Source organism: Tepiditoga spiralis, from assembly GCF_014701195.1.
Lineage (GTDB): Bacteria > Thermotogota > Thermotogae > Petrotogales > Petrotogaceae > Tepiditoga > Tepiditoga spiralis.
On the sequence record NZ_AP018712.1, the window covers coordinates 1941641 to 1966418 of the forward strand.

The window sequence follows — 24778 nt, forward strand, 5'->3', positions numbered from 1 at the left end:
ATATTTATGAAAGTACTCGGTTTAATATTGAGTGGTTCAAAACATAATAATCTCGAAAAATTAACAAAAAAAAGAACTAGTGCTGCTGTTCCTATCTTTGGTAAGTATAGAGCAATTGATTTTACTTTAAGTAATATGGTAAATTCTGGAATAAATAAAGTTGGAGTATTAACTCAATACAATCCAAGAAGTTTAATGGATCATCTTGGAAGTGGAAAAGAATGGAATTTAGATAAAAAAAGAGGCGGATTATTTATACTACAACCTTTTTTAAGTGTAGAAGAACATATAATGCATTATAGAGGTACTGCTGATGCAATTCATCAAAATATGACGTTATTAAGAAGAGCTGATGAAGACTTTGTTTTAATTGGTTCAGGAGATCACATATACAATATTGATTATAGAAAACTCTATAAGCATCATATAAGAAATGGTGCCGATATAACTCTATTGACTAAAAATAACGATGGAGAATATGATTTTAAAGATTATGGTCAACCAATAATTAAAGATAATAAAGTTATAGATTTTAAAGAAAAATCAGAAAATAAAGTTTCTGATAAGATTTTTCTTGGAGTTTATTTCATGAATAAAGCACTTCTTATGGATCTTTTATATTCTTCTGTCCCTAATGGAGAATATGATTTATTATCCATAATATTACAAAATTTAAAAAAACTTAGAGTATTATCATACGATTTTCAAGGATATTGGAAAAATATAAAAAAATCTTTGACAGAGTATTATAATATAAATATGGATATATTAAATCCTAAAATAAAAAAAGAATTATTTTTTAATCAAAGAAAAATTTATACTAAAATAAAAGATTATGCTCCTCCAAAAATAAATATAAATGCAAATGTTTCTAATTCGTTTATTGCTGATGGTAGCATAATAAATGGTATAATAAAAAATTCAATAATTTCAAGAGGAGTTACAATTAAAGCTGGTACTATTATTGAAAATTCAATTATCTTACAAGATAGTATAATTGAGGAAGGTTGTATAATAAAAAAAGTAATAATGGATAAAAACACAACTATAAGGGAAGGAAGAGTGTTAGAATCCCATAATAATGAAATAATTGTAGTTGAAAAAGGTTCTGTATTATAGAAAGGGGGATGACTTATGAAAGTACTTGCCTTAATTCTTGCTGGTGGACAAGGGACTCGTTTAGGAGTAATAACAAATAATCTCGCAAAGCCTGCTGTACCTTTTGGAGGAAAATATAGAATAATAGATTTTGCTCTAAGTAATTGTGTAAATTCAAATATAAATATGGTAGGAGTGGTAACTCAATACATGCCTCATCAACTTGTTGAACATTTAGGAATTGGTAAGCCTTGGGATTTAGATATAAAGGATGGTGGTCTTTACATACTTTCTCCATTTTTAAGCAGGAGTGATAAATCATGGTTTAAAGGTACTGCCGATGCTGTTTATCAAAACATTGAATTTATTGATAAATACAATCCAGATTTTATTTTAATTCTTTCTGGAGATCACGTATATAAAATGGATTATAATGATATAATAGATTATCATATAGAAAGAGCATCAGATTGTACAATTGCTTGTATGGAAGTGCCAAAAAGTGAAGCTAGTAGATTTGGTATAATGGTAACTGATCCATTTTATAAAATAACAGAATTTCAAGAAAAACCAAAAAATCCTAAAGGAACATTAGCTTCTCTCGGTATATATGTTTTTAATTGGAATTTTTTAAGAGAAAAATTAATTGAAGATGCTCAAGATCCTAACTCTGAAAATGATTTTGGAAAGAATATAATACCTAAAATATTAAATGAAAACAAAAATATGTATGCTTACAATTATGAAGGATATTGGAGAGATGTTGGAACTTTAACTTCTTATTTAGAATGTAATCAAGAAATACTTGGTCCACTTCCAGCATTAGATTTACATGATAAATATTGGAAAATATACACTCAATCTTTAGAATTACCTCCAGCATATATTTCTAATAAAGCTAAAATAAACAAATCTATAGTTTGCGAAGGTTCTGAAGTATATGGAGAAGTTGAAAATTCAGTTATCTTTCAAGGAGTTTTAATAGAAGAAAATGTTAAAATAAAAAATTCAGTTATTATGAATAATGTTAAAATTTGTAAAAATTCAACATTAGAAAATGTTATAATAGGAGAAAAAAGTATTATAGGAGAAAATGTTAAAATTGGAATTGGAGAATATAAAGAATCTAAGATAAATCCAAAAGTCTATAATTCAAATATTTCTGTTATTGGATTTGAAACTGAAATACCAAATAACTTTGTAATTGGAAAAAACTGTGTAATTGATAATTTCTTCAAAAAAGATGAATTTAAGACACTTACTTTAGATTCAGGTGAAGGTCTTTTGAAAGAAGTTTAGGAGGAAAAAACAAATGGATTTTTATGCTATAAAATTTATGGCTACATCAACATTAACTTCAGAAACTTTTGTAGGTTATTTGTTTGGAAAGAAAAAGCAAGAACCTACTTTTAATGTAGCTGTATTAACAAAAAATAAACTTTCGCAATATAAATTACCAGATATAAAAAAAGAATATATAAATTTTAAATCTGATATTGATTTATTATCATACAACTTATCAAAAGATAAAAAGGCTGCTACCTTAAACAGGCAGTTTAAAGCATATTTTTTTACCACATTAAAAAAATATGGGTTAGATATAATAAGTACAAAACTCTTTCTTGCAACTCAAGATGGAGATCCATTTGTTTTAAAAGCAATAATTTCTGATATTTTACAAGATTGGGGTTCTGATACAAATATCAAATTAATTGCAGAAAAATTTAATTATGAAGATTTAACTTGGATATCTTCTGCAATAAGAAATGGTGATGAAGGTTCTTATGAATACTTAAAAAGAGCTGATGTTGTTGATGCTGTTGAAGTGTTTCCAGTAATAGATCCTCTTGATGGATATCCCATTATAAAATTAGATGTAGGAGATCCAATTTATGTTTTAGAAATTTCAAATAAAGATACTAAAAAAGTCAAAACTTCCATTGAAGGTTCTTTAATATCAAAAGAATTAATTCCAGGAAGCGACTATATGTTTTTAAAGGTTGATTTAGGTGATGGATTAATCGGTAAAACTGTAATACAAAAAAATTTAAAAGTATCTATAGATAATTATAAATTAGAATATTCACGTAAAAAAAGAGAAGAAATGCTCGAAGAAGATCATGAAAAAATAATTGGTGATATAGCTGAAGAAATACTTGGAAGAAAACCTTTTAATAATACAAAAATGTCTTCTGCTGATATAATTTTAATTTTTAGTTTTTCAATAATAGGTATACTTTTTATAATTCTTCTAGGCTTATGGTTAGGAGCTTTTTAATGAAAGTAATTTTTAATTCAATAGTTGCAATCATAATTTTTATTCTTTCATTATCAAGTTTATTTTTTACAAATGAAATTTTAAAGTTTTTATCATATAAAAAATCTATATATCAAAAATCACTCAATCATATAAATGAATTAGAAAGAATCCAAGGTTTATCTTTGGATTCTTTTTTAAAGCAAGAAAAAATAAAAAGAACTATAACGACAAAATCTGCTACACTGTATATATTTGAAAAATATGGCTATGAATTATTGTATGTTAAGGAGGATTAAAAAAGTATGAAATTATCTTATGCAACAGCCGTAAAATTAGGATTAAAAAATGGGAAAATAAACTTTGAAATGCCTACTGCTTATATAATGATTGGTGAAAAATGTATTTATAATTGCGCATTTTGTTCTCAAGCTCGTGAAGCTACTACTCCAAAAGATCATTTGTCAAGAGTTACTTGGCCTACATTTGAATTATCTCAAATAAAAGAAAAATTAAAAAATAATTCCTTTAAAAGAATATGTTTACAAGTTGTTTCTTCAAAAGGTTATGAAATTGAGCTAAAAGAAGCACTTGAATTTTTTAAAGATATAAAAATTCCAATTTCAATTTCAATAAGGCCTAAAAACATTGAAGAAGTAAAGGAGCTTTTCAATAAATATAATGTAGATAAAGTTGGAATTTCTATAGATGCAGTTAACGAAAATTTATTCAATAAGATACGTAATGGAAACTATCAAAGGCAAATGAGTATTTTGCGAGATTGTGCTAACATTTTTTTACATAAAATTACCACACATGTAATAGTAGGGTTAGGAGAAACAGACAAAGATATAGTAAAATTTATGCTGGAAATGAAAAGACTAAATGTTACTACAAGTTTATTTGCATTTACACCTATACAAGGTACCCCTTTAGAAAATCTTTCTAGACCTTCTTTAGAAAGATATAGGTCTATACAGTATGTTAGAGAAATCATTAACAATTATGAAGTTGATATTACAAAATTCGATTTTAATCCAGATGATTCTTTAAAATCAATGCCAAACTTATATATTGATAAAGAAGAAGCTAAAAAAACATCTGGTTGTCCTTGGTGTACAAGGCCATACTACAATGACACCCCAAAAAAAGTTTATAATATTCCAGAAGTTAGAAAAATTTAAGGAGGTCTAAAAAATGGGACTGCTTACATTCAAAGGTGGGGTTCATCCTCCTCACAAAAAGAAATTTTCTGAAAATGAAGCAATAAAAATTTTACCGCTTCCAGAAAAAGTATATGTTTATACTGCTCATAGTATAGGCGCACCAGCTAAACCTATCGTTGAAGTTGGAGATAAGGTTAAAACAGGGCAAAAAATTGCTGAAGCTGGAGGTTTTATTTCAGCAAATTTACATTCTCCTGTAACTGGTACAGTTGTTGAATTTACAAAACTTGTAAATGCTGCATCTGGTTTAAAAAGTGATGTTATTGTTATTGAAAGAGAAGGAGAAGATCAATGGGAACTTCTTGAAAAAACTGATGATCATACAAAACTAAAACCTGAAGAAATTGTAGCAAGAGTTAAAGAAGCAGGTATAGTTGGTCTTGGTGGAGCAATGTTTCCTTCACATGTTAAACTTTCAATACCAAAGGGTAAAAAAGCAGAAAGTCTTATTATTAATGCTGCTGAATGCGAACCATACATAACCATAGATTATAGAATGATGTTAGAAAAAACATCAGAAGTATTAAAGGGTATTGAAATTATAATGCATACTATAGGCGTTGAAAAAGCTTATGTAGGAATTGAGGATAATAAATCAAAGGCTATTTCTCATATGAAAGAAGCTGTTAAAAATTCATCTATTGAAATTGTTCCTTTAAAAACAAAATATCCTCAAGGTGCTGAAAAACAATTAATAAATGCTGTTACTGGTAAAGAAGTTCCTTCAGGTGGTCTTCCTATAGATATTGGTGCTGTAGTATTTAATGTTTCAACAGCATATGCAATATACGATGCCATTTACAATGGAAAAGCTTTAGTAGAAAGTGGAATTTCATTAACTGGTGAAGGAGTTAAAAAACCAGGTAATTTTTGGTTTAGAGTAGGAACTAAGGTTTCTGAACTTTTAGATTATGTTGGAATAATTGAAGAAGATAAAATAGATAGAGTTCTTTATGGTGGACCAATGATGGGAATTTCACTTCCAGATACAGAATTACCTACATTTAAAGGTAATAATGCTATAACTGTTATGACAAAAGATGTTGCACCAAATAAGGAAACAATGCCTTGTATAAGATGTTCTTCTTGTGTTAGCGTTTGTCCAATTGGATTACAACCTTATCTAATGAAGAAACTTGCCGATACAAGAAAATATGATGATTTAACAAATAATAATTTAATGGATTGTATAGAATGTGGAGCTTGTTCATATACTTGTCCATCAGGTATTGACTTAACTAAATCTTTTAAAACAGCTAAAAAAGTTGTAAGAGCTATGAAACAGAGGAGGGGTTGAGATGAAATTTAAAAATCTTTCTGCTCCACATTTAAGAACAAAAGACACTACAAGACAAGTTATGATTGATGTTTTAATATCATTAACTCCAGCTATTGCAGTGTCTACTTGGGTTTTTGGATTAAGAGCATTGTATATAATGATGTTTTCTATGATTTCTGCAGAAGTTTTAGATTTTTTTATAGTAAGAGTACTTAAAAAACAAAAAAATTATAAACCAGATTTTTCTGCTTCTGTAACTGGATTATTATTTGGGATGAATATGTCAATGGCTGTTCATTGGTGGCATATGTTAATTGGTATTGCTTTTGCAATAATTGTTGCAAAACACGCTTTTGGTGGATTGGGACAAAATATTTTCAATCCAGCTGAAATAGGAAGAGTTTTTATGTTAATATCTTTTCCAACTGTAATGACTACATGGTATAAACCTTTTGCAAATATGAGTGCTTCTGTTGATACAATAACAACGGCAACTCCACTTGCATTGTTAAAAGAATATGGTGCAAATAAATCACTTTCAAATTTTTCTTATATGGACATGTTTTTAGGTAAGATACCAGGTTCAATAGGTGAAGTTAGTGCACTTGCATTATTAATAGGATTTGCTTATTTAGTTTACAAAAAAAGAATTAAATTAATGATACCTATTTCAATTTTTTCAACAGTTTTAATAATAAGTAGCATTTTTTATTTTGTAAACCCAACAAGATTTGGAACTCCTTTATTTCATTTACTAGCTGGTGGAATGATAATTGGTGCTTTATTCATGGCTACTGATATGGTAACTTCACCAATGACTATAAAAGGACAAATAGTTTTTGGTATAGGAATTGGAGTTATAGCATTAACAATAAGATACTTTGGAGCTTATCCTGAAGGTGTATCTTTTTCAATTGTAATAATGAATGCACTAGTACCTTTAATTGATTTATGGATGAAACCAAGAGTTTTTGGAACCTCTAAAAAGGGGGCTAAGTAATATGAAAGATTATATAAAAACAGGACTTGTTTTAATGATATATATGGTAATAGCAGGATTTTTAGTTGCTTTTGTCTATAATGCAGTAACACCTGCAATAAATAATGCAGAATTCAATGCAAAATTAAAAGCTATAAAAACAGTACTTACTGATGCTAATACACAAAAATTATTAGTAGAAAAAATACCACAAAATGAAGAAGAATTAAATAAATTTATTTGGCAAAAAAATTCAGATTTATTGTACAAAGATGAAAAAAGCAATAAAATATATTCACCTGCATTTAAATTCATATCAGGAAATAAAGAAATCTATGTATTAACTATATCAGGTGTAGGATTTGGCGGAGATGTAACTTCTGTTGTTTCTTTTGTAAAAGAAAATGGAAAAACATCTTTAAATAAAATTGAAGTTATAAATTACTCTCAAGAAACACCTGGACTTGGTGCAAATATTGCTGAAGACTCTGTTAAAGAAAGATTTTATTCAATACCTTATTCTGGTTTAAAATCTGGTTTAAAAGTTGATAAAGATTCTGGAGTAAAAATAAATGCAAACGAAAAAGAAAAATTTTCAGCTCAAGGTATTGTAATAACAAGTGATATAATGACTGGTGCAACAATAACTCCAAGAGGAGTTGTTAGTTCTATAAACGCTGCCGTAAAATACCTTACAGAAAAAGGGGTGATGTAAAATGGCAGACATAAAAAACTTAACCAGTGGGCTTGCAAAAAATAATCCTATCTTCGTACAAGTTTTAGGAATGTGTCCAACTCTTGCAACAACAACAAATGCAAAAAATGGACTTGGAATGGGATTGGCTGCAGCTGCTGTTCTTGTTATGTCTAATATTGTAATATCTTTAATAAAAAAATTAGTTCCGGATAAGATTAGAATACCTGTATATATAGTTGTAATTGCTTCTTTTGTTTCAATGATAGACTTATTAATGCATGGTTATACATATGATTTGTGGAAAACATTGGGATTATTTATACCTTTAATTGTTGTTAACTGTATAATTCTTGGAAGAGCCGAAGCTTTTGCTTCTAAAAATGGTGTTCTTGATTCTATCTACGATGCAATAGGAATGGGACTTGGATTTACCGCAGCCTTAGTTATACTTGGATCTGTTAGAGAACTTTTAGGTAATGGTACTATTTTCAATATCAATATTTGGGGAAGCGGTTTGAAAATGTATGTTTTCATTCTTCCACCTGGAGCATTTATTGCACTTGGATTAATACTTGCAACCTTTAACTATATAGGAATTAAAAAAAGCAAAAAGGCGGGTGCTAAGAAATGACAAAATTATTTTTAATATTCTTATCTGCTACACTCGTTAATAACTTTGTTTTATCAAGATTTTTAGGAATATGTCCTTTCATTGGTGTATCTAAAAAATTAGATTCAGCTGCTGGAATGTCTATGGCTGTTGTATTCGTTATGACTATGGCTGGAATAATAAGCTGGATTTTAAACTTATTGCTCGTAGCCACTGGATTAGAATTTTTAAGAGTTATCGTATTTATACTTGTTATTGCTGTACTCGTTCAGTTTGTTGAATTCTTTATTAAAAAAACAAGTCCTTCTTTATACGAAGCACTTGGAATATACCTTCCATTGATAACAACAAACTGTGCTGTTTTGGGTGTTGCTCTAATAAACATTCAAACAAATTACAATATAATTGAAACTACAGTCAATTCATTTGCATCTGCACTTGGATTTGGTATGGCATTAATGATTTTTGCTGCTATACGTGAAAGACTTGATTTAAGCAGTATTCCAAAACCATTTCAAGGAACTGCAATTGCATTAATTACTGCCGGATTACTCTCATTATCATTTATGGGATTTTCTGGATTAGTAAGACTCTAATAAGGAGGTCTATTAATAATGTCAACAATAATAAATGCAGTATTACTATTGGGAATACTTGGATTTGCTTCAGGAGCATTTTTAGCATTTGCTGCTAAAAAGTTTGAAGTTAAAGAAGATGTTAGAAAGATATTGGCAGAAGCTGTTTTACCTGGTGCAAACTGTGGAGCATGTGGATTTCCTGGATGTTCTGGATTTGCAAGCGGTTTTGTAAAAGGAACAGCAACAGCTGATGGATGTTTGCCTGGAAAAAGAACTGGTGTTCCAGAAAAACTAAAAAAAATAAATGCTATGTCTGATGAAGAGTTAGAAAAATTATTTGAAGAAAATAATAATGATATTGATGCAATAAAAAAGGCATTATAAATAAAAGATAAGCTGTCTCAATGGCAGCTTATCTTTTATAAATTATTCTATTTTTTCCTTTTTTCTTTGCAAAATATGCTCTTTTATCTGCTAATTCTATTAGATCTTTCATTTTTGCTTCGGATGAATCTGCTATTCCAACACTAAATGTTGCTCCTTCGTGCAATTTTGACAAATTTTCTTGTATTCTTTTGACTATATTTGTTGCTTTATACTTTGTTAAATTATTAAATATAACAACAAATTCATCACCACCATATCTGTATACACTATCCGTACTTCTAATATGATTTTTTATGATTTTTACTATACTTTTTAAAATTTGATCTCCATACAAATGTCCATAACTATCATTTATTTTTTTAAAATTATCCATATCAAAAAAAGCAATAGAAAAAATGTCTTTTTTATTACTTTTATTCATATCATCAACTATCTTTAAAAAGTTATATGCTCCTGTTAGAGCATCTCTTTCACTCAATTTTTTAACATAATTATATTTTTTTCTATTAGATATTATTATAGATAGAATACCTCCTAAAACCGATAACATTTCTAAGTCTTCTTTAGTTGGTCTCATACCATCTATTGGAGCATCACAAGACATATATCCCCACAATCTTCCAATATCATCATTTACTGTAATTAATAATAAATCTTTATTATTCCATTTTATTTCTAATTCACTATCTATATCTTCAATTGATTCTTTTTCAAGATCAAATCCTTTAAACTCTGAATCATTATTTAATTTTGGAATAAAATATGAATTTTCATATTTATTCTCTTTTTTTAAAATTTTTTTTAATTCTTGCAAAGTAACTTCTTTATTTTTTATATTTTCATACATTTCATTAGAAATTCCATAATTTGAAATTCTTTCAATTAAACCCGTTTCATAATTTAATTTAGAAAATAAAATATATTTATAACCAAAAACATCATTTACTATTTTTAATGTTTCACAAATAATATGCTCAATACTTTTTGTAGATGTATTTAAAAGTTTAGAGTATTCTAGCAAAACTTTATTAAACTTTTTTATTTTTTTATTTCTATAATTTTCAATTATTTTTTTATTTTTCAATCTTATTATAAAGTAATAAAAGGATAAATAAATTATATTTTGAAATATTATAAAAGATTTTAAAATTAAATCATTATTTGAAATCTGAATATACATTGCAGGTAATAAACTTAAAAAATAAACATATTCTGTAATAAATATTTTTTTATCAAACTTCTTTAAATCAAAGAAGATTTGATTTATTAAAATCGAAAAACTTAAAAATAAAAATAATTCTAAATAAATATTTTTGGTAATCATCAATGCTAAATTTGCACTTAAATAATACATTATAAAATAAACTAAAAATTTTTTTAAATTATTTTCATATGACTTTTTCTTAATTCTAAATATAATTACTAATGATGCTATTATTATATATTCTTTTCCAAAATAAAAAGCTATTAAAAAACCTATTGCATTAGTTATTAATCTTATTTTTTTATATTTTATTATTATATTATCTGTAAAATATGTAATTACTAAAACTATAATAGTTTGAAATAACTTTATATTTTTAAAATCAGGTTTAAATAAAAATAATAATAAAATAGAAAAAATAAGCAAAAAAGTTTTTTTACTTAAATATTTCATTATATCCCCCTTATTTTTAAATCAAATTTTTCAACTATTAAAATTATAACATAAAACAAACAAAATCAATTAAATTTAACATTAATTGATTTTATTTTTACATTTAAAGTATAAAAATAACATTTTTTTTTTAATTTAAATTATTTACCCAATTTAATATATTTTTTATTATTTCATCATTGAAATTCATGGTTATATTATTTAACATTTCGTGTGTAGTATTTTCTAAATATTCAATGGTTATATTTTTATTTTCCTTTAATGAAGACTCTTTACTTTCAAGAAGTTCTTTTGGTGTTTTTAAATCTTGAGTTCCATTTAAAATCAAAAGTGGAATATTTATAGAAAAAATATCTTTGTATGGATCTGGTTGAAACTTTACCCAATCTATAAAAACTTTAGCCTTTTGACCTAAAATAACATCATCATTTTTTAAAGAATCATCTTTAAATTTTTTGTTTGCGTCTTCTATTTCTTCAAGATATTTTTCTATTAAATCTATTGTTTGTTTGTATTTTTCATCATTTTTTAAAGCTTTTATATAATCTAATTGATACTTTAATTGATACTCCATTTGATCAAAAATATTTAAAAGCCCTGGTGAAATAGCTATTGCTCCTTTAATATTTTTATTTTTTATAATCAATGGCAAAAATGATGCACCTTGACTATGACCTAAAATAAAAATATTATTTTTATCTACTTCATCTAAAGTATTCAAAAAATCAATCCCTGCTCTTGCATCATCAACAAAATCTTTTACTGATAAGTTATCAAAATTTTTTAATTTTTTTTGTAAAATAGTATAACTTCTTTTATCATATCTTAAAACAATAAATCCATTTTTAGATAACTCTTTTGAAATTTCCAAAAAAGGTTTATAAATTTTTTTATTAATCACTAAAGTTTCATCTCTATCATTTGGACCAGATCCATGAATTAATATTACTGCTGGATTTTTTTGTTTTAATTTCTGAGGATACATTAAACTTCCATATAGAGTAAAGTTATTACTTTTAAATGTAATTTCTTTTTCTAAAACATTCTTTTTCATATCTTTTCCATTTAAAAAAATTTTTACTTTTTTTATTGTATCAAATACAGATTCTAAAGTTTTATCATTAAATTTTATTTCTAAAACTGAATTTAAAGTTTTTAATTTATAAAAACTATCACTTTCTGTAAAATCAGAATCAATGATTACATACTTTTCTGTTCTTGGAGATAACAATAAAGATGGAATAAACAACTTAATATTTTTATTTTTCAAATTATTCATTTTATTAAATATAAAAAAATGTCCAATAATGTTATTATCTAATATTATGGGATCTTTTATTTTTATGTTTTTCAATTTTGATCCATTAAAAGTACTAATAATCATACCATTATCATACTTTGAAATTAATGTTCCTTGCTTATATCCATTAACAAATATATCAAGTTTATAATTTTTAAAGTACCATGATTCGTTATATTGTGTATATGATTCATATTTAACAAAAGTTTTACCAATTTGAAGCTCCGTTAGTGTATTTTCATTAAATTTAAATTCATCAAAATTCACAGTAGATGTTCCTATTCTACTTTCATTTGAAGTTATACTATATTCAAAACTTTCCGAAAATGCCATAAAACTAAAAATTAAAAAAATTATAACTAAAATTTTTTTCATAATATCACCTCCAATTAGCATTATACCATAATGCTGTACTATATATGTAATACAGTAAAATTCGTAATAAATATTTAACATATATTTTCACAACATCTCCATTTTTGGAGTTTATATCAATTATATTTTTATCATTAAAATTAACATTTTCTATTGTTTGAATAATTTAATCTACTTGTTCTTTTTGAATATTAGAGTTTTATTGTGAAAGTCCAAATATGATTATATTGTTCAATAATATACTTTTTATTTTTGTAAAAATTCTACATGTTTACCACTAAATAATATAAATTCATTAAATTTAAAAATTCTTTATAACTTTAACAATTAAAACATTTTTAAACTTCAATGTTTATTTTCTAATTATAAATAAAATAAATAATTTTTTTAGAAATATAAAGTATTTTTATTATATTTGAATATAAATACATATGAAACATTTTTTTGAAACTAACCCATTTTGTTTCGGAAACATGTTTCAAGATATCCTATAATAGAATTCAAAAAAAGGGGGGAGAAAGTTGAAAAAGATACTAACTATTGTAATAATAGTTTTATTATCTTCTGTTTTATTGTCACAAGAATTTGATAGGAAAACAACATTTGTTGCTGGGGGAGCTCTGTGGGATGTTCCTTCTAATTGGAATCCATTTGTTCCATGGGATGCTGTTTCTGGAACAGTAGGGCTTGTTTACGAAACACTATTTGAATATGATACTCTTAATAATTCTATGAAACCATTTTTAGCCGAAGATGGAAAATGGATAAGTGATAATGAATATTTATTAAAGTTAAGAAAAGGTATAAAATGGACAGATGGAGTTGATTTTACTTCAAAAGATGTTTATTTTACATTTGATGTTGGAAGAAAAAATGAAGAAGCTCCTATTTCTTATGTTTGGAAGTGGTTAAAAGAAATAAAAGTTATAGATAATTATACTTTAAAATTTATTTTTAGTGAACCAAGATATAGTGAATGGAATACAATGCTTTATGATCAAGGTATAATTCCAGAACATATTTGGTCCAAAAAAACAGCTGAAGAAGTTATTAATACTGATAATAAAAACCCAATTGGAACTGGAAGTTATAAATATGAAGTTGCAACAAATGATAAAATGGTTTGGATTAGAAATGATAATTGGTGGGGAAAAGATGTTTTTGGAAAGTTGCCTGCTCCAAAAAGAATTGTAATACCATTAATTTATTCAAATAATGTAGCTCTTGGTATGTTAATGAAAGGAGAATTAGATTTATCTAATTTCTTTTTACCAGGTATTCCAAAGGTTAAATCATTTTATAATTTAACAACTTGGTATGAAGGTAAACCCTATATGTTACCTGGAGATTCTGCCACTTTATATTTAAATACACATAAAAAATATTTAAATAATACTGATTTTAGAAAAGCAATAGCTTATGCAATAAATAGAGATATGATTATAAAAAATGTTTTTGAATATCAATCACAAAAAGCTAATCCTTCAGGTCTTTTACCTATTGATTCGTGGATGAAATATTATAACAAAGAAGTAAATAAAAAGTATGGTTTTGATTTTAATAAAGAAAAAGCTAAATCTTTATTAAAAAAATTAGGCTTTAAAGATATAAATCATGATGGATTTTTAGAAGATAAAGATGGAAAAAAAGTTTCATTCGAAATAATAGTTCCAAGTGGATGGACAGATTGGATGGAAGCTATAAAAATAATTTCTAAAAATCTTCAAGATATAGGAATAAAAGCAGACGCAAAATTTCCAGATGAAGGTGTTTATTGGGATGATTTAACAAAAGGCGATTTTGATATGGCAATAAACAATTATGGAAATGAAGCAAGTTCAACTCCTTGGACTTATTGGAATTCTGTTATGAATTATAGAATAAATCAAGATGTTGTTGAAGATGGAAATTTTGGAAGATACAATAATCCAAAATTATTTAAAATGATTAAAGATTTTAATACGAAAAAATTAGGATCTACAGAAAGCTATGAAATTGCTTCTTTAATTGAAGAAGAAATGTTAAAAAATATGCCAGTAATTCCTCTATGGTTTAATGGTTTATGGTATCAAGCAAGCAGTGATTATTGGACAAATTGGCCAACTGAAAAAAATCCTGTTGGTTATCCATGTTCTTGGAGTGGTTATTGGTCAAGAGGTGGAATTGATATGTTATTAAACTTAAAGCCTTCGAACCATGAAGAATAAAATATAAAAATTAAAAATATGCAGGCCTTTTTGGCCTGCGTGTATTATGGGGGAAAAAGTATGCAAAATAAATACTTTAGAAAAAAGATAATTATTTATTTAATAACTTTCTTTTTTGCTGTTACTTTGAATTGGTTAATTCCTCGTTTTATGCCAGGAGACCCCATGAGTCTTTTAATGGCTAAATTACATGGATTAAATGAAGGTAAAGCAGCATTAAAAAGTTTTTTTCTGGATTCTTTTGGTTTAAACAAATCTTTTTTTGAACAGTACTTAGATTTTTGGAAAGCATTGTTTACAGGAGATTTTGGAGTTAGTATTTATCTTTATCCAAAGCCAGTTATTGAAATAATAAGCAAGGCTGCAATTTATGACATAGTTTTATTATTACCAGCTGTAATACTTAGTTGGATATTTGGAAATAAACTTGGAGCTATTTCAGGTGTAAATAAAAAAATAGATAATATATTAATGCCAATATTTTATTTTTTAACTTCTTCACCATATTTTTGGTTTGCAGTTATTTTAGTTTATGTATTAGGTGTTGTTATGGGGCTTTTTCCTATAAATGGTGCTTATAGTTCTACTATGCTACCTTCTTTTTCATTTTCCTTTATAATAGATTTTTTTAAACATTGGATACTTCCATTTTTATCTTTATTTAGTGTAATGCTTGGAGGATGGGCAATAGGCATGCGAAATATGATTATATATGAAATGGGATCAAATTATTCAAAATATATGGAAGCTTTGGGTAGCTCAAAAAAATTAATTCGTAAATATGCATTTAGAAATGCTGAACTACCACAAGTAACAGGATTAGCTTTAAGTCTTGGAACAATAATAGCAGGAAACTTAACTACACAAATAGTTTTTTCTTATCCTGGTCTTGGTTATACTTTATTAAAAGCAATTTTAAATCAAGATTATTTTTTAGTACAAGGTTGTTTCTTATTCATAATAATTGGTGTTTTATTGGCTAATTTTTTAGTAGATATCCTTTATATGTTTATAGACCCTAGAGTACGTTATTCTTATTCGGGGGAGGTATGATTATGAATTTAAAAGAAAAATTAAAAAATCATGATAATTGGTACTATGCTTTAAAAAACAAAAAAGTTATTATAGGTTTTTCCATATTTTTATTTTTTTTAATTTTAGCACTTTTAGCTCCTATTTTAACAAAATTTGATTATGAAGAAATAGCTGGAGCCCCTTATTCTTCCCCAAGTTTAGAACATTTAATGGGAACAACTATATTTGGAAGAGATGTTTTTACACAAGTCTTATATGGATTAAGATCTACATTTTTTGTTGGATTAGTTGGTGGAACTATTGCTTTAGTAATAGGGGTTCTTTTAGGATTTATCTCTGGATACAAAAGTGGTACTTTGCTAGATGAAGGATTAATGATGTTAACTAATATATTACTTGTAATACCAGTTATAGCTATATTAATAATTCTTTCTGCTTATTTACCTTACAGAGGTATATTAGTTCAAAGCATAATAATAGGAATAACTAGTTGGCCTTGGTCTGCAAGAGCCGTTAGAGCTCAAACTCTTGCAATAAAAAATAAAGAATTTGTAAATCTTTCAAGGATTTCATCAGTTCCTACATTAAAAATAATAATAGAGGATATAGCTTCAAATATGTTTTCTTATGTATTTATGGTTTATATTTTACAATTCGCTGGAGCAATCTTAACTGCTGTTGGACTTGATTTTATAGGTCTTGGACCAACAAGAGGTATATCACTTGGTTTAATTATGCAAAACGCAGTAAATTGGAATGCACTTCCCTTAGGCTTATGGTGGTGGGCAATATTACCTGGATTAATCCTTACAGTTTTAGTTACATCACTTTACTTTATAAATACTGGTTTGGATGAAGTATTTAATCCAAAATTAAGGGAGATGTGATTATGTCAAAAAATATTTTAAATGTAAATGATTTAAAGGTTTATTATAAAACCTTAAAAGGTTATGTTAAAGCATTAGATGGTATATCTTTTAAAGTAAATGAAAAAGAAATTCTTGGTGTAGCAGGAGAATCTGGATGTGGTAAAACAACTCTTGGCCATAGCTTGATCTTACTAAAAAAACCTATGAAATATATCTCTGGAGAAGCAAATCTCTTGAATAAAGATTTAATGAAATTAAATGCAAAAGAAATGAACAAAACTCGGTTTAAAGATATTTCAATAATACCTCAAGCGGCTATGGATTCTTTTTCGCCAACAAAAAAGATAAAAGATTTTATAAAAGATTTAGTAGAAGAGCATGGCATAAAAGCTGATGAAAATTTTTTTGAAAAAGTCAAAAAAAGATTTAAAATGGTTAATTTGTCTTTAGATGTTTTAAATAGATATTCAATAGAACTTTCAGGAGGAATGAAACAAAGAGTAATTTTAGTAATTTCAACTCTTTTAGATCCAAAGTTATTAATAGCAGATGAAATAACTTCTGCTTTAGATGTTAGTTCACAAAAATTTGTGGCAAAAATGCTTTCTAATTTCAGAGATGAAAAAATAGTAGATTCAATAATTTTTATAACTCATGATCTTTCAATATTATATCAAATTGCAGACAAAATAATGATCATGTATGCAGGACACATTGCCGAAATAGCTTCAAGTGAAGATATAATTTTCAATCCTAAACATCCATATACCAAAGCTCTAATTTCATCTCTTCCAAAAATTGGAACAAGATTTGAAAATGAAAAGCTTGATGGAATTGAAGGTACTCCACCTAATTTATTAAATTTTGGTAATGGTTGTAGATTTAGATTTAGATGTCCTTATGCTTTTGATAAATGCGAAAAAGAAGCACCACCAAAAACAATAATTTCAAATGATCATGAAGTATATTGTTGGTTAAATGTAGGTGATAAAAATGAATGAAGTAATTTTAGAGGTCAAAAATTTATGCAAAGATTTTACATTGGGAGTATTTTCAAAAGAAGTAAAATCAGCTGTAAAAAATGTTTCTTTTGAAGTAAAAAAAGGCGAAATCATTTCTTTAATTGGAGAAAGTGGTAGTGGAAAAACAACAATAGGAAGAATGATATTAAAGTTATTAAAACCTTCAAAAGGGAAAATAATATTTAAAGATAAAGATATAACCGAAATAAAATCAAAAAAAGAAAAGAAAGATTATTATTTAAAGGTTCAAGGAATATTTCAAGATCCATTTTCTTCATTCAATTCTTTGTACAAAGTAGATAGAATCTTTAATATGATTTTTAATAGTTACTTTCCACATGAAGAAAAAAAAGATGGAAAAATAAAAAAAGCTCTAAACGATGTTGGTTTAAAACCAGAATCAGTTTTAAATAAGTATCCTCATCAATTGAGTGGAGGACAGTTACAAAGACTTTTAATAGCAAGAGCATTATTAATGAATGTAGATCTATTAATAGCAGATGAATTAATAAGTATGTTAGATGCTTCAACAAGAATAGGGGTTTTAAATTTATTAGGCAAGTTATCAAAAGAAAATGGTATGTCTGTTATCTTTATAACCCATGATTTATCTCTTGGATATTATTTGAGTGATACTACACTTATAATGTACAAGGGAAAATTAGTAGAAAAAGGTAGTACAGAAAAAATTTACAAAAATCCGGTTCATCCTTATACAAAGATGCTATTAAATTCAATACCAGATATAGGATTTAAATGGAAAAAAGAAGAAAAATTTTTACCAGAAAAAATAGAAATAGAAGTAAATAATTTTTATAAAAAGAATATTAATAAAGATACTGAATTAGAAGTTGAAAAAAATCATAAAGTGATAGTAAATGGGAGGTAGTATAATGAATTTTAACAAAGATTTTTTATTTGGAGCATCAATGTCTGGTTTTCAATTTGAAATGGGTAGTGAAAAAGATATAGATAATAAAAGTGATTGGTATGTTTGGACTCATAATGCCGCAAATATGAATGCTGGATTTGTTAGTGGTGATTATCCTGAATATGGAACAAATTATTGGAATCAATATGAAGAAGATCATATTTTAATGAAAGAATTAGGCTTAAAAATAATAAGAATTGGTATTGAATGGTCAAGAATATTTCCAAAAAACACTTTTGATGTTAAAGCGGAAGTTAAGTATGATAACAATGATATAATAGATATAAATGTGAATGATAAAACTTTAGAAGAAATGGATAAAATAGCAAATCATGACAATTTAAACCATTATATAAAAATATTAAAAAATGCAAAAGAAAATGGTTTAAAAGTTATGATTGATTATTCTCACTTTACATTACCCATATGGATTCATGACTGTATAAATATAAATAGAAATAGAAAAGGTATAATGGGATGGGCTTCAAAAGAGTTTGTAATTGAATTTTCCAAATATGCAGCATATATAACAAAAAAATTAGATGAATATGTTGATTATTATGCAACAATGAATGAACCTCAAATAATTGCTTCTGGTGGATATTTAATACCTTCTACTGGTTTTATACCTGCAATATATAGTTTAGATGTATACTTAGAGGCTATTAAAAGGCAAAGCGAAGCTCACGCAAGAGCTTATGATAATGCAAAAAAATATACTGAAAAACCTATTGGTATGATTTATTCTTTCTCTTGGGCAACACCTTACAAAAAAGAAGATGAAGAAATAATAGAAAATGCCAGATACTTTTATAATTATCATTTTATGGATACAATAACAAAAGGTCTTGTAGATGACGAATTAACTGGAAAACAAAGATTTAGAAAAGATTTAGAAAAAAGAATTGATTTTATAGGAGTGAATTACTATACAAGAACTATGGTCAGAAAATCAGAACCAATATTTGAAAAAGAAATATTAAACTTTGAAGAAATGAGTGGGTATGGATACGATTGTGAAAAATCTGGGTTTACAGCAAATCACACACCATCAACAGATATGGGATGGGAAATATATCCAGAAGGATTAAAAGGAAATTTATTATTATTAAAAGATAGATATAATTTACCAATGATAATAACTGAAAATGGTATAGCAGATAAATTTGATAAATTAAGATCTGCATTTTTAATATCTCATTTAATAAAAATAAATGAAGCAATACAAGATGGTGCAAATATTTTTGGTTATATGCATTGGTCTATTACAGATAATTATGAATGGTCAAGTGGCTTTGAAAAAAGATTTGGCTTAATCCAAGTAGATTTTAAAACCAAATTAAGATCTCCAAGACCAAGTTATTATGTATACAAAGAAATAATAGAAAAAAGAGAAATCACAGAAGCAATGAAGGGATTAACTATTTTACCATATAATTACTTAAAAAAATGAGGTTGATAAAATGCCTACACTTAGAGAAATATCAAGATTAACTGGGTTGTCTATTTCTACTATGTCAAGAGTATTAAATGGAAGTATAAATGTCTCTGAAAAAACAAGAACTAAAGTTTTAAAAGCTTTAAAAAAATATAATTATACACAAAGCGATACTATAAAAAAAGGACTAAAAAAAGCAATTGGTGTCTTAGTACCTGATTTACAAGGAGATCATTATAGTTTAATTGCTGAAGGAATAGAAAGCATTTTAATAAAAAATAATTATGAAATGCTTTTAACTACAATGAATCAAATTATATCTCGTGAAGCTCAAGCTTTTAAAGAAATGTCAACAAGACGTGTTGATGGAATAATACTCTGTACATCATCTGATGATGATAATTTAATAAAAAGATATATAGATAAGATTTTGCCAATAGTTACTGTAGATAGAGGTAAATCAGATATAAAAATTGATACTGTTGGAATAGATAATTATAATTCTGCAAAAGAAGCAGCAAAATATTTGTATAAAAAAGGTCATAGAAAAATATTATTTATAGAAGGACCAGAAGAAATTTATTCTTGTATACTAAGAAAAAAGGCATTTGAAGATTTTTTTATAAGAAAAAATAATGTTGAAATACATTTTAAAAAAAGCAATTTTGGAATACAAAATGGCTATAATTCTGTAAAAAATTTTATAAAAGAAAATGGAATAAACTTTACAGCTATATTTTTTATAGATGATTGGACAGCTTTAGGAGGTTTAAAAGTTTTAAAAGAATTAAATATAAAATGTCCAAAAGAAGTAAGTATAATGGGATTTGATGATTCTGAGTTTTCTCCTTATTTAGATCCTGCTTTAACAACTGTAAAACAACCAACAAAAGAAATAGGAATACAAGCTGCACAATTACTATTAGAAAGAGTAGAAGGAAAAAGCACAAGTAAGGTTAAACGAAAAATATTTTTACCAACTGAAATAATTGAAAGAGACTCTGTAATAGATATATCAAAAAAATAATGTTATGGGGGGCTTCAAATTGAAAAAATTTTTTATTTTAATAGTTTTAACTATGGAGATGATTTCATTGTCAATACCTTTTCCAAATCATACAAAATATAGTGAAAATATAATAAAACCATCTATTTATACACAAAACCAATTAGATGATCAAGTTTATAAGTATTATCAAAAATGGAAAAATAGATACTTAACTAAAGTTTCTAAAAAAGATCAAATGTATATTAATTGGAATTATTTAAAAAGAGATTGGGTCGAACCCCAAAATGCTGTAACTGTATCAGAAGCTCATGGATATGGTATGCTTATTTTTTCAATAATTGGAGATAAAGATAAACAAGCTCATCAAATTTATGATGCAATGTTTAATTTTTTTAAAGCTCATCCAAGTTCAATAAATCCAAATTTAATGGCTTGGCAACAAATAAACAATAATGGGAAAATAGTCGATACTGAAGATAATGATAGTGCAATTGATGGAGATTTAGATATAGCTTTATCTTTAATAATAGCAGATAAACAATGGGGAAGTAATGGCAAAATAAACTATAAAAAAGAAGCATTAAATATGATAAATGCAATCATGGAAAGTGAAGTAAATCATGAAGATTGGATACTTCAACTTGGTGATTGGGCTCATAATGATAAAGATTATATGTATTCAACAAGAAGTTCTGATTTTATATTGAACACTATATCTACATTTATAAAGTATGATGACAAAAATTCTAAAAAATGGGAAAAAGTGTACAATAAAATTATAAAAATCAGCAATTTTATCTTTAATAATTATTCTAAAGAAACTGGGCTATTACCAGATTTTCTAGTAAAAAATAGTAATGGAGATTATATTCCTTCTCAATCTAATTTTTTAGAAGATGAAAATGATGGTAATTATAATTGGAATGCTTGTAGAGATCCTTGGAGACTTTCATTAGACATAATCTTAGGTAATAAAAATAACGAATTATATACACAACTTCAAACTATGAATACATGGATAGAAAAAAAGACAAATTTAAATCCATCAAAAATAAATCCCGGATATTACTTAAATGGTAATAAAATAATAAGAGATTGGGAAGGTACGGATATTAGTTTTGTTGCACCATTCGCAGTTAGTGCAATGATAAATAAAAATAATCAAAAATGGTTAAATAAATTATGGGATTTCATGCTTTATGACGACGAAACATCCTTTGAAGATATAGAATATTTTCCAAATACAATAAGAATGTTAGTAATGTTAATAATTTCTGGAAATTGGCCTAAATTATAAAAAAAAATGGAATAATCTTCTGATTATTCCATTTTTTTAGTTTTTATTACTAAATATTTTATAGTATAATTCATTAAAAAAGGAGGGGATCTTATGATAAATGAAAGAATAAAAAAGTTAAGAATGTTGATGAAAAAAAATAATATACAAGCTTATATAATACCAACTTCTGATTATCATCAAAGTGAATACGTTGCTGATTTTTTTAAATCAAGAGCTTGGATTTCTGGATTTACTGGATCTGCTGGAATTGTTGTAATTACAAAAGAAAGTTCTGGTCTTTGGACAGATGGAAGATACTTTATACAAGCTGAAAAACAATTAAAAAATTCAGAAATAAAGTTATTTAAAATGAATGAACCAGAAGTTCCTACTTATGAAGAATGGCTCTTAAAAGAATTAAAAGAAGGAGATACAATAGGCTTTGATGCCAAATGTTTTTCCATTGAACAAGTAAAAAAATTAAAGGATAAAATTAAATACAAGAAATTAAAAGTGTATGCAGAAAAAGATTTAATAAATGAAATTTGGATAAACAGACCAAAATTACCTCAAGAAAATATTTTTATTCATAACATAAAATATGCCGGAAAAAGTTTTAAAGAAAAATTAATTGAAGTAAAAAGAAATATGAAAGATTTTGATTACTATATTTTATCTTCACTCGATGATATTGCATGGCTATTTAATTTACGGGGAAATGATGTTAAAAATAATCCTGTATTTTTAGCCTATTCAATAATTTCAAAAGAAGAAACTTACTTATTTATTGATAAAAATAAATTAGACAATACTGTTTATAATTATTTAAATGAAAATAAAATAATTATAAAAAAATACGATGAAATATATACTTTTATTAACTCATTAGAAAAAAATAAAAGATACATATTTGATCTTCAAAAAACAAATTATAAAATATACTTAAGTTTAAATAAACCCGAAAAAATTTTAGAAGAAAAAAACATCACAACATACTTAAAAGCCATAAAAAATAATATCGAAATAAAAAATATAAAAAAATGCCATATTAAAGATGGAGTAGCAATGGTAAAATTTTTATATTGGATTGAAAAAAATATAAATAAAGAGAAAATAACAGAAATTTCAGCAACAGAAAAATTAGAAAGTTTTAGAAAAGAACAAGAAGATTTTTTTGAAATTAGTTTTGATACAATAGCAGCTTACAAAGATCATGCAGCTATGATGCATTATAAAGCTGAAGAAAATACACAATATGAACTAAAAAATGAAGGATTCTTTTTAGTTGATTCTGGTGGACAGTATTTTGATGGAACAACAGATATAACAAGAACTATTTCTTTAGGTAATTTAACAAATGAAGAAATGTATGACTACACATTAACTTTAAAAGGAAATTTATCACTATCAAAAATAAAATTTCTTTATGGAACAACAGGTTCAAATTTAGATATACTAGCAAGGCAACCTCTTTGGAATGAAGGTATTGATTATAAGTGTGGAACAGGACATGGAGTTGGATACTTTTTAAATGTACATGAAGGACCTCAACAATTTAGACCAATTCCAAATACAATAGTTCTTGAACCTGGAATGATAATAACAAATGAACCTGGAGTTTATAAAGAAGGAAAACATGGAATAAGAATAGAAAATGAACTTTTAGTCGTTGAAGATAAAGAAACAGAATTTGGAAAATTTCTAAAATTTGAAATAATTACATATTGTCCAATTGATTTAAAAGGTGTAAAAACAAGTATGCTTTCTTCAGAAGAAATAAACTACTTAAATGACTATCATGAAGAGGTTTATAAAAAATTATCTCCATTTTTAAATGAAGAAGAAAAAAAATGGTTAAAAGAAAAAACAGAACCTATAGGTGAAAAAAATGAATAAAAAAATTGTTTGCTCTTGGAGTGGAGGCAAAGATTCCTGTTTTGCTTTATACAAAATGAAACAAAATGGTTGGATTCCTTATAAATTATTTACAATGTTTAAAGAAGATGGTGAACGTTCAAGATCTCATGCGCTTCCAATTTCTGTTTTATCTGAACAAGCAAAATCAATGAATATTGAATTAGAAAAAGAAAATGCAACTTGGGACAATTATGAAAAAATATTTATAAAAAAATTAATAAATTACAAAAAGGAAGGTATTGAAAATATAGTTTTTGGAGATATTGATTTAGAACAACACAAAGAATGGGAAAAAATGGTATGTAAAAAAGCAAATTTAAACGCGCATTTACCTTTATGGAAGTTAAATAGAAAAAGTTTACCTATTGATTTCATAAAATCAGGATTTAAAGCAACAATAATAGCTGTTAAAGATTCTATTTTAGATAAAAGTTTTTTGGGTAAAGAATTAAATGAACAATTAATAAATAAATTAATTGATAATAATATAGATCCTAGTGCAGAAGGTGGTGAATTTCATACTATAGTTACTGATGGACCTCTTTTTAATTATAAAATAAAATTAGATTTTAAAGAAATAGTATCATTTTCTGGTTATAGTTTTTTAAAAACAAATTAATAAAATATC

The 24778-nt window shown here is 26.0% G+C and carries 23 protein-coding genes; 21 read left to right on the forward strand and 2 right to left on the reverse strand.

Annotated elements, in window-relative coordinates:
* Positions 1–6: 6 nt before the first annotated feature.
* From glgD to IGS63_RS09140, 11 genes are read left to right on the forward strand one after another with little or no spacing between them, the layout of a single operon-like run.
* Entirely contained in the window at positions 7–1119 is a 1113-nt protein-coding gene (gene glgD / locus IGS63_RS09090; protein WP_190614323.1) for a glucose-1-phosphate adenylyltransferase subunit GlgD, read from the forward strand.
* Between the two features lie 15 nt (positions 1120–1134).
* Complete coding sequence (locus IGS63_RS09095) at positions 1135–2397, forward strand: glucose-1-phosphate adenylyltransferase (protein ID WP_190614325.1); 1263 nt, start codon at positions 1135–1137, stop codon at positions 2395–2397.
* A gap of 13 nt (positions 2398–2410) precedes the next feature.
* Complete coding sequence (locus tag IGS63_RS09100) at positions 2411–3376, forward strand: DUF4899 domain-containing protein (RefSeq protein ID WP_190614327.1); 966 nt, start codon at positions 2411–2413, stop codon at positions 3374–3376.
* Positions 3376–3654, forward strand: a complete 279-nt coding sequence (locus IGS63_RS09105; RefSeq protein ID WP_190614329.1) for a hypothetical protein — start codon at positions 3376–3378, stop codon at positions 3652–3654. The genes IGS63_RS09100 and IGS63_RS09105 overlap by 1 nt, the downstream gene beginning before the upstream one ends.
* Positions 3655–3660: 6 nt before the next feature.
* Complete coding sequence (locus IGS63_RS09110) at positions 3661–4539, forward strand: LipS2 family lipoyl synthase (RefSeq protein ID WP_190614331.1); 879 nt, start codon at positions 3661–3663, stop codon at positions 4537–4539.
* Positions 4540–4552: 13 nt separating this feature from the next.
* Entirely contained in the window at positions 4553–5878 is a 1326-nt protein-coding gene (rsxC, locus tag IGS63_RS09115) for an electron transport complex subunit RsxC (RefSeq protein ID WP_190614333.1), read from the forward strand.
* 1 nt (position 5879) lies between these two features.
* Positions 5880–6860, forward strand: a complete 981-nt coding sequence (locus IGS63_RS09120) for an RnfABCDGE type electron transport complex subunit D (RefSeq protein ID WP_190614335.1) — start codon at positions 5880–5882, stop codon at positions 6858–6860.
* Between the two features lies 1 nt (position 6861).
* Positions 6862–7554: an RnfABCDGE type electron transport complex subunit G gene (locus IGS63_RS09125; RefSeq protein WP_190614336.1), complete on the forward strand. Its 693-nt coding sequence runs from the start codon at positions 6862–6864 to the stop codon at positions 7552–7554.
* Between the two features lies 1 nt (position 7555).
* Complete coding sequence (rsxE, locus tag IGS63_RS09130; RefSeq protein WP_190614338.1) at positions 7556–8167, forward strand: electron transport complex subunit RsxE; 612 nt, start codon at positions 7556–7558, stop codon at positions 8165–8167.
* Positions 8164–8742 carry an electron transport complex subunit RsxA gene (rsxA, locus tag IGS63_RS09135; protein ID WP_190614340.1) on the forward strand — a complete coding sequence of 193 codons (579 nt, stop codon included), beginning with the start codon at positions 8164–8166 and terminating at the stop codon, positions 8740–8742. The genes rsxE and rsxA overlap by 4 nt, the downstream gene beginning before the upstream one ends.
* An 18-nt stretch (positions 8743–8760) precedes the next feature.
* Positions 8761–9108: a (Fe-S)-binding protein gene (locus IGS63_RS09140; protein ID WP_190614342.1), complete on the forward strand. Its 348-nt coding sequence runs from the start codon at positions 8761–8763 to the stop codon at positions 9106–9108.
* 28 nt (positions 9109–9136) lie between these two features.
* Here the strand turns inward: IGS63_RS09140 and IGS63_RS09145 are convergent, their stop codons facing one another.
* Together IGS63_RS09145 and IGS63_RS09150 are read right to left on the reverse strand one after the other, a co-directional pair.
* Complete coding sequence (locus IGS63_RS09145) at positions 9137–10768, reverse strand: GGDEF domain-containing protein (protein WP_190614344.1); 1632 nt, start codon at positions 10766–10768, stop codon at positions 9137–9139.
* 130 nt (positions 10769–10898) lie between these two features.
* Positions 10899–12443: an alpha/beta hydrolase family protein gene (locus IGS63_RS09150; RefSeq protein WP_190614346.1), complete on the reverse strand. Its 1545-nt coding sequence runs from the start codon at positions 12441–12443 to the stop codon at positions 10899–10901.
* Between the two features lie 521 nt (positions 12444–12964).
* On the opposite strand from IGS63_RS09150, the gene IGS63_RS09155 reads away from it, so the two are divergent.
* The 10 genes from IGS63_RS09155 to IGS63_RS09200 all read left to right on the forward strand — a co-directional run bounded on the left by IGS63_RS09155 (position 12965) and on the right by IGS63_RS09200 (position 24769).
* Positions 12965–14650, forward strand: a complete 1686-nt coding sequence (locus tag IGS63_RS09155; protein WP_190614347.1) for an ABC transporter substrate-binding protein — start codon at positions 12965–12967, stop codon at positions 14648–14650.
* A gap of 60 nt (positions 14651–14710) precedes the next feature.
* Entirely contained in the window at positions 14711–15703 is a 993-nt protein-coding gene (locus IGS63_RS09160) for an ABC transporter permease (RefSeq protein ID WP_190614350.1), read from the forward strand.
* A gap of 2 nt (positions 15704–15705) precedes the next feature.
* Positions 15706–16572, forward strand: coding sequence for an ABC transporter permease (locus IGS63_RS09165; protein WP_190614352.1), 867 nt, complete (start codon positions 15706–15708; stop codon positions 16570–16572).
* A 2-nt stretch (positions 16573–16574) separates the two neighbouring features.
* Positions 16575–17555, forward strand: a complete 981-nt coding sequence (locus IGS63_RS09170) for an ABC transporter ATP-binding protein (protein ID WP_190614354.1) — start codon at positions 16575–16577, stop codon at positions 17553–17555.
* Positions 17548–18465, forward strand: coding sequence for an ABC transporter ATP-binding protein (locus tag IGS63_RS09175; protein ID WP_190614355.1), 918 nt, complete (start codon positions 17548–17550; stop codon positions 18463–18465). The genes IGS63_RS09170 and IGS63_RS09175 overlap by 8 nt, the downstream gene beginning before the upstream one ends.
* A 4-nt stretch (positions 18466–18469) precedes the next feature.
* On the forward strand, positions 18470–19960 hold the full coding sequence (gene bgaS, locus IGS63_RS09180; RefSeq protein WP_232521195.1) for a beta-galactosidase BgaS: 1491 nt from the start codon (positions 18470–18472) through the stop codon (positions 19958–19960).
* 10 nt (positions 19961–19970) lie between these two features.
* Positions 19971–20972 carry a LacI family DNA-binding transcriptional regulator gene (locus IGS63_RS09185; RefSeq protein WP_190614357.1) on the forward strand — a complete coding sequence of 334 codons (1002 nt, stop codon included), beginning with the start codon at positions 19971–19973 and terminating at the stop codon, positions 20970–20972.
* A gap of 19 nt (positions 20973–20991) precedes the next feature.
* Entirely contained in the window at positions 20992–22251 is a 1260-nt protein-coding gene (locus IGS63_RS09190) for a glycosyl hydrolase family 8 (protein ID WP_190614359.1), read from the forward strand.
* A 93-nt stretch (positions 22252–22344) separates the two neighbouring features.
* On the forward strand, positions 22345–24129 hold the full coding sequence (locus IGS63_RS09195) for an aminopeptidase P family protein (protein WP_190614361.1): 1785 nt from the start codon (positions 22345–22347) through the stop codon (positions 24127–24129).
* Positions 24122–24769: a Dph6-related ATP pyrophosphatase gene (locus tag IGS63_RS09200; RefSeq protein WP_190614362.1), complete on the forward strand. Its 648-nt coding sequence runs from the start codon at positions 24122–24124 to the stop codon at positions 24767–24769. Before IGS63_RS09195 ends, IGS63_RS09200 begins: the two co-directional genes overlap by 8 nt.
* Positions 24770–24778: the final 9 nt, after the last annotated feature.

Bases quoted from the DNA above. Each gene is read 5' to 3' on its own strand.
- IGS63_RS09165 (WP_190614352.1), top strand. From the start codon at position 15,706: ATGAATTTAAAAGAAAAATTAAAAAATCATGATAATTGGTACTATGCT.
- IGS63_RS09105 (WP_190614329.1), top strand. From the start codon at position 3,376: ATGAAAGTAATTTTTAATTCAATAGTTGCAATCATAATTTTTATTCTT.
- IGS63_RS09100 (WP_190614327.1), top strand. From the start codon at position 2,411: ATGGATTTTTATGCTATAAAATTTATGGCTACATCAACATTAACTTCA.
- bgaS (WP_232521195.1), top strand. From the start codon at position 18,470: ATGAATTTTAACAAAGATTTTTTATTTGGAGCATCAATGTCTGGTTTT.
- IGS63_RS09195 (WP_190614361.1), top strand. From the start codon at position 22,345: ATGATAAATGAAAGAATAAAAAAGTTAAGAATGTTGATGAAAAAAAAT.
- IGS63_RS09145 (WP_190614344.1), bottom strand. From the start codon at position 10,768: ATGAAATATTTAAGTAAAAAAACTTTTTTGCTTATTTTTTCTATTTTA.
- rsxA (WP_190614340.1), top strand. From the start codon at position 8,164: ATGACAAAATTATTTTTAATATTCTTATCTGCTACACTCGTTAATAAC.
- IGS63_RS09160 (WP_190614350.1), top strand. From the start codon at position 14,711: ATGCAAAATAAATACTTTAGAAAAAAGATAATTATTTATTTAATAACT.
- IGS63_RS09140 (WP_190614342.1), top strand. From the start codon at position 8,761: ATGTCAACAATAATAAATGCAGTATTACTATTGGGAATACTTGGATTT.
- IGS63_RS09170 (WP_190614354.1), top strand. From the start codon at position 16,575: ATGTCAAAAAATATTTTAAATGTAAATGATTTAAAGGTTTATTATAAA.
- IGS63_RS09200 (WP_190614362.1), top strand. From the start codon at position 24,122: ATGAATAAAAAAATTGTTTGCTCTTGGAGTGGAGGCAAAGATTCCTGT.
- IGS63_RS09125 (WP_190614336.1), top strand. From the start codon at position 6,862: ATGAAAGATTATATAAAAACAGGACTTGTTTTAATGATATATATGGTA.
- rsxE (WP_190614338.1), top strand. From the start codon at position 7,556: ATGGCAGACATAAAAAACTTAACCAGTGGGCTTGCAAAAAATAATCCT.
- glgD (WP_190614323.1), top strand. From the start codon at position 7: ATGAAAGTACTCGGTTTAATATTGAGTGGTTCAAAACATAATAATCTC.
- IGS63_RS09120 (WP_190614335.1), top strand. From the start codon at position 5,880: ATGAAATTTAAAAATCTTTCTGCTCCACATTTAAGAACAAAAGACACT.
- IGS63_RS09150 (WP_190614346.1), bottom strand. From the start codon at position 12,443: ATGAAAAAAATTTTAGTTATAATTTTTTTAATTTTTAGTTTTATGGCA.
- IGS63_RS09095 (WP_190614325.1), top strand. From the start codon at position 1,135: ATGAAAGTACTTGCCTTAATTCTTGCTGGTGGACAAGGGACTCGTTTA.
- IGS63_RS09175 (WP_190614355.1), top strand. From the start codon at position 17,548: ATGAATGAAGTAATTTTAGAGGTCAAAAATTTATGCAAAGATTTTACA.
- rsxC (WP_190614333.1), top strand. From the start codon at position 4,553: ATGGGACTGCTTACATTCAAAGGTGGGGTTCATCCTCCTCACAAAAAG.
- IGS63_RS09185 (WP_190614357.1), top strand. From the start codon at position 19,971: ATGCCTACACTTAGAGAAATATCAAGATTAACTGGGTTGTCTATTTCT.
- IGS63_RS09110 (WP_190614331.1), top strand. From the start codon at position 3,661: ATGAAATTATCTTATGCAACAGCCGTAAAATTAGGATTAAAAAATGGG.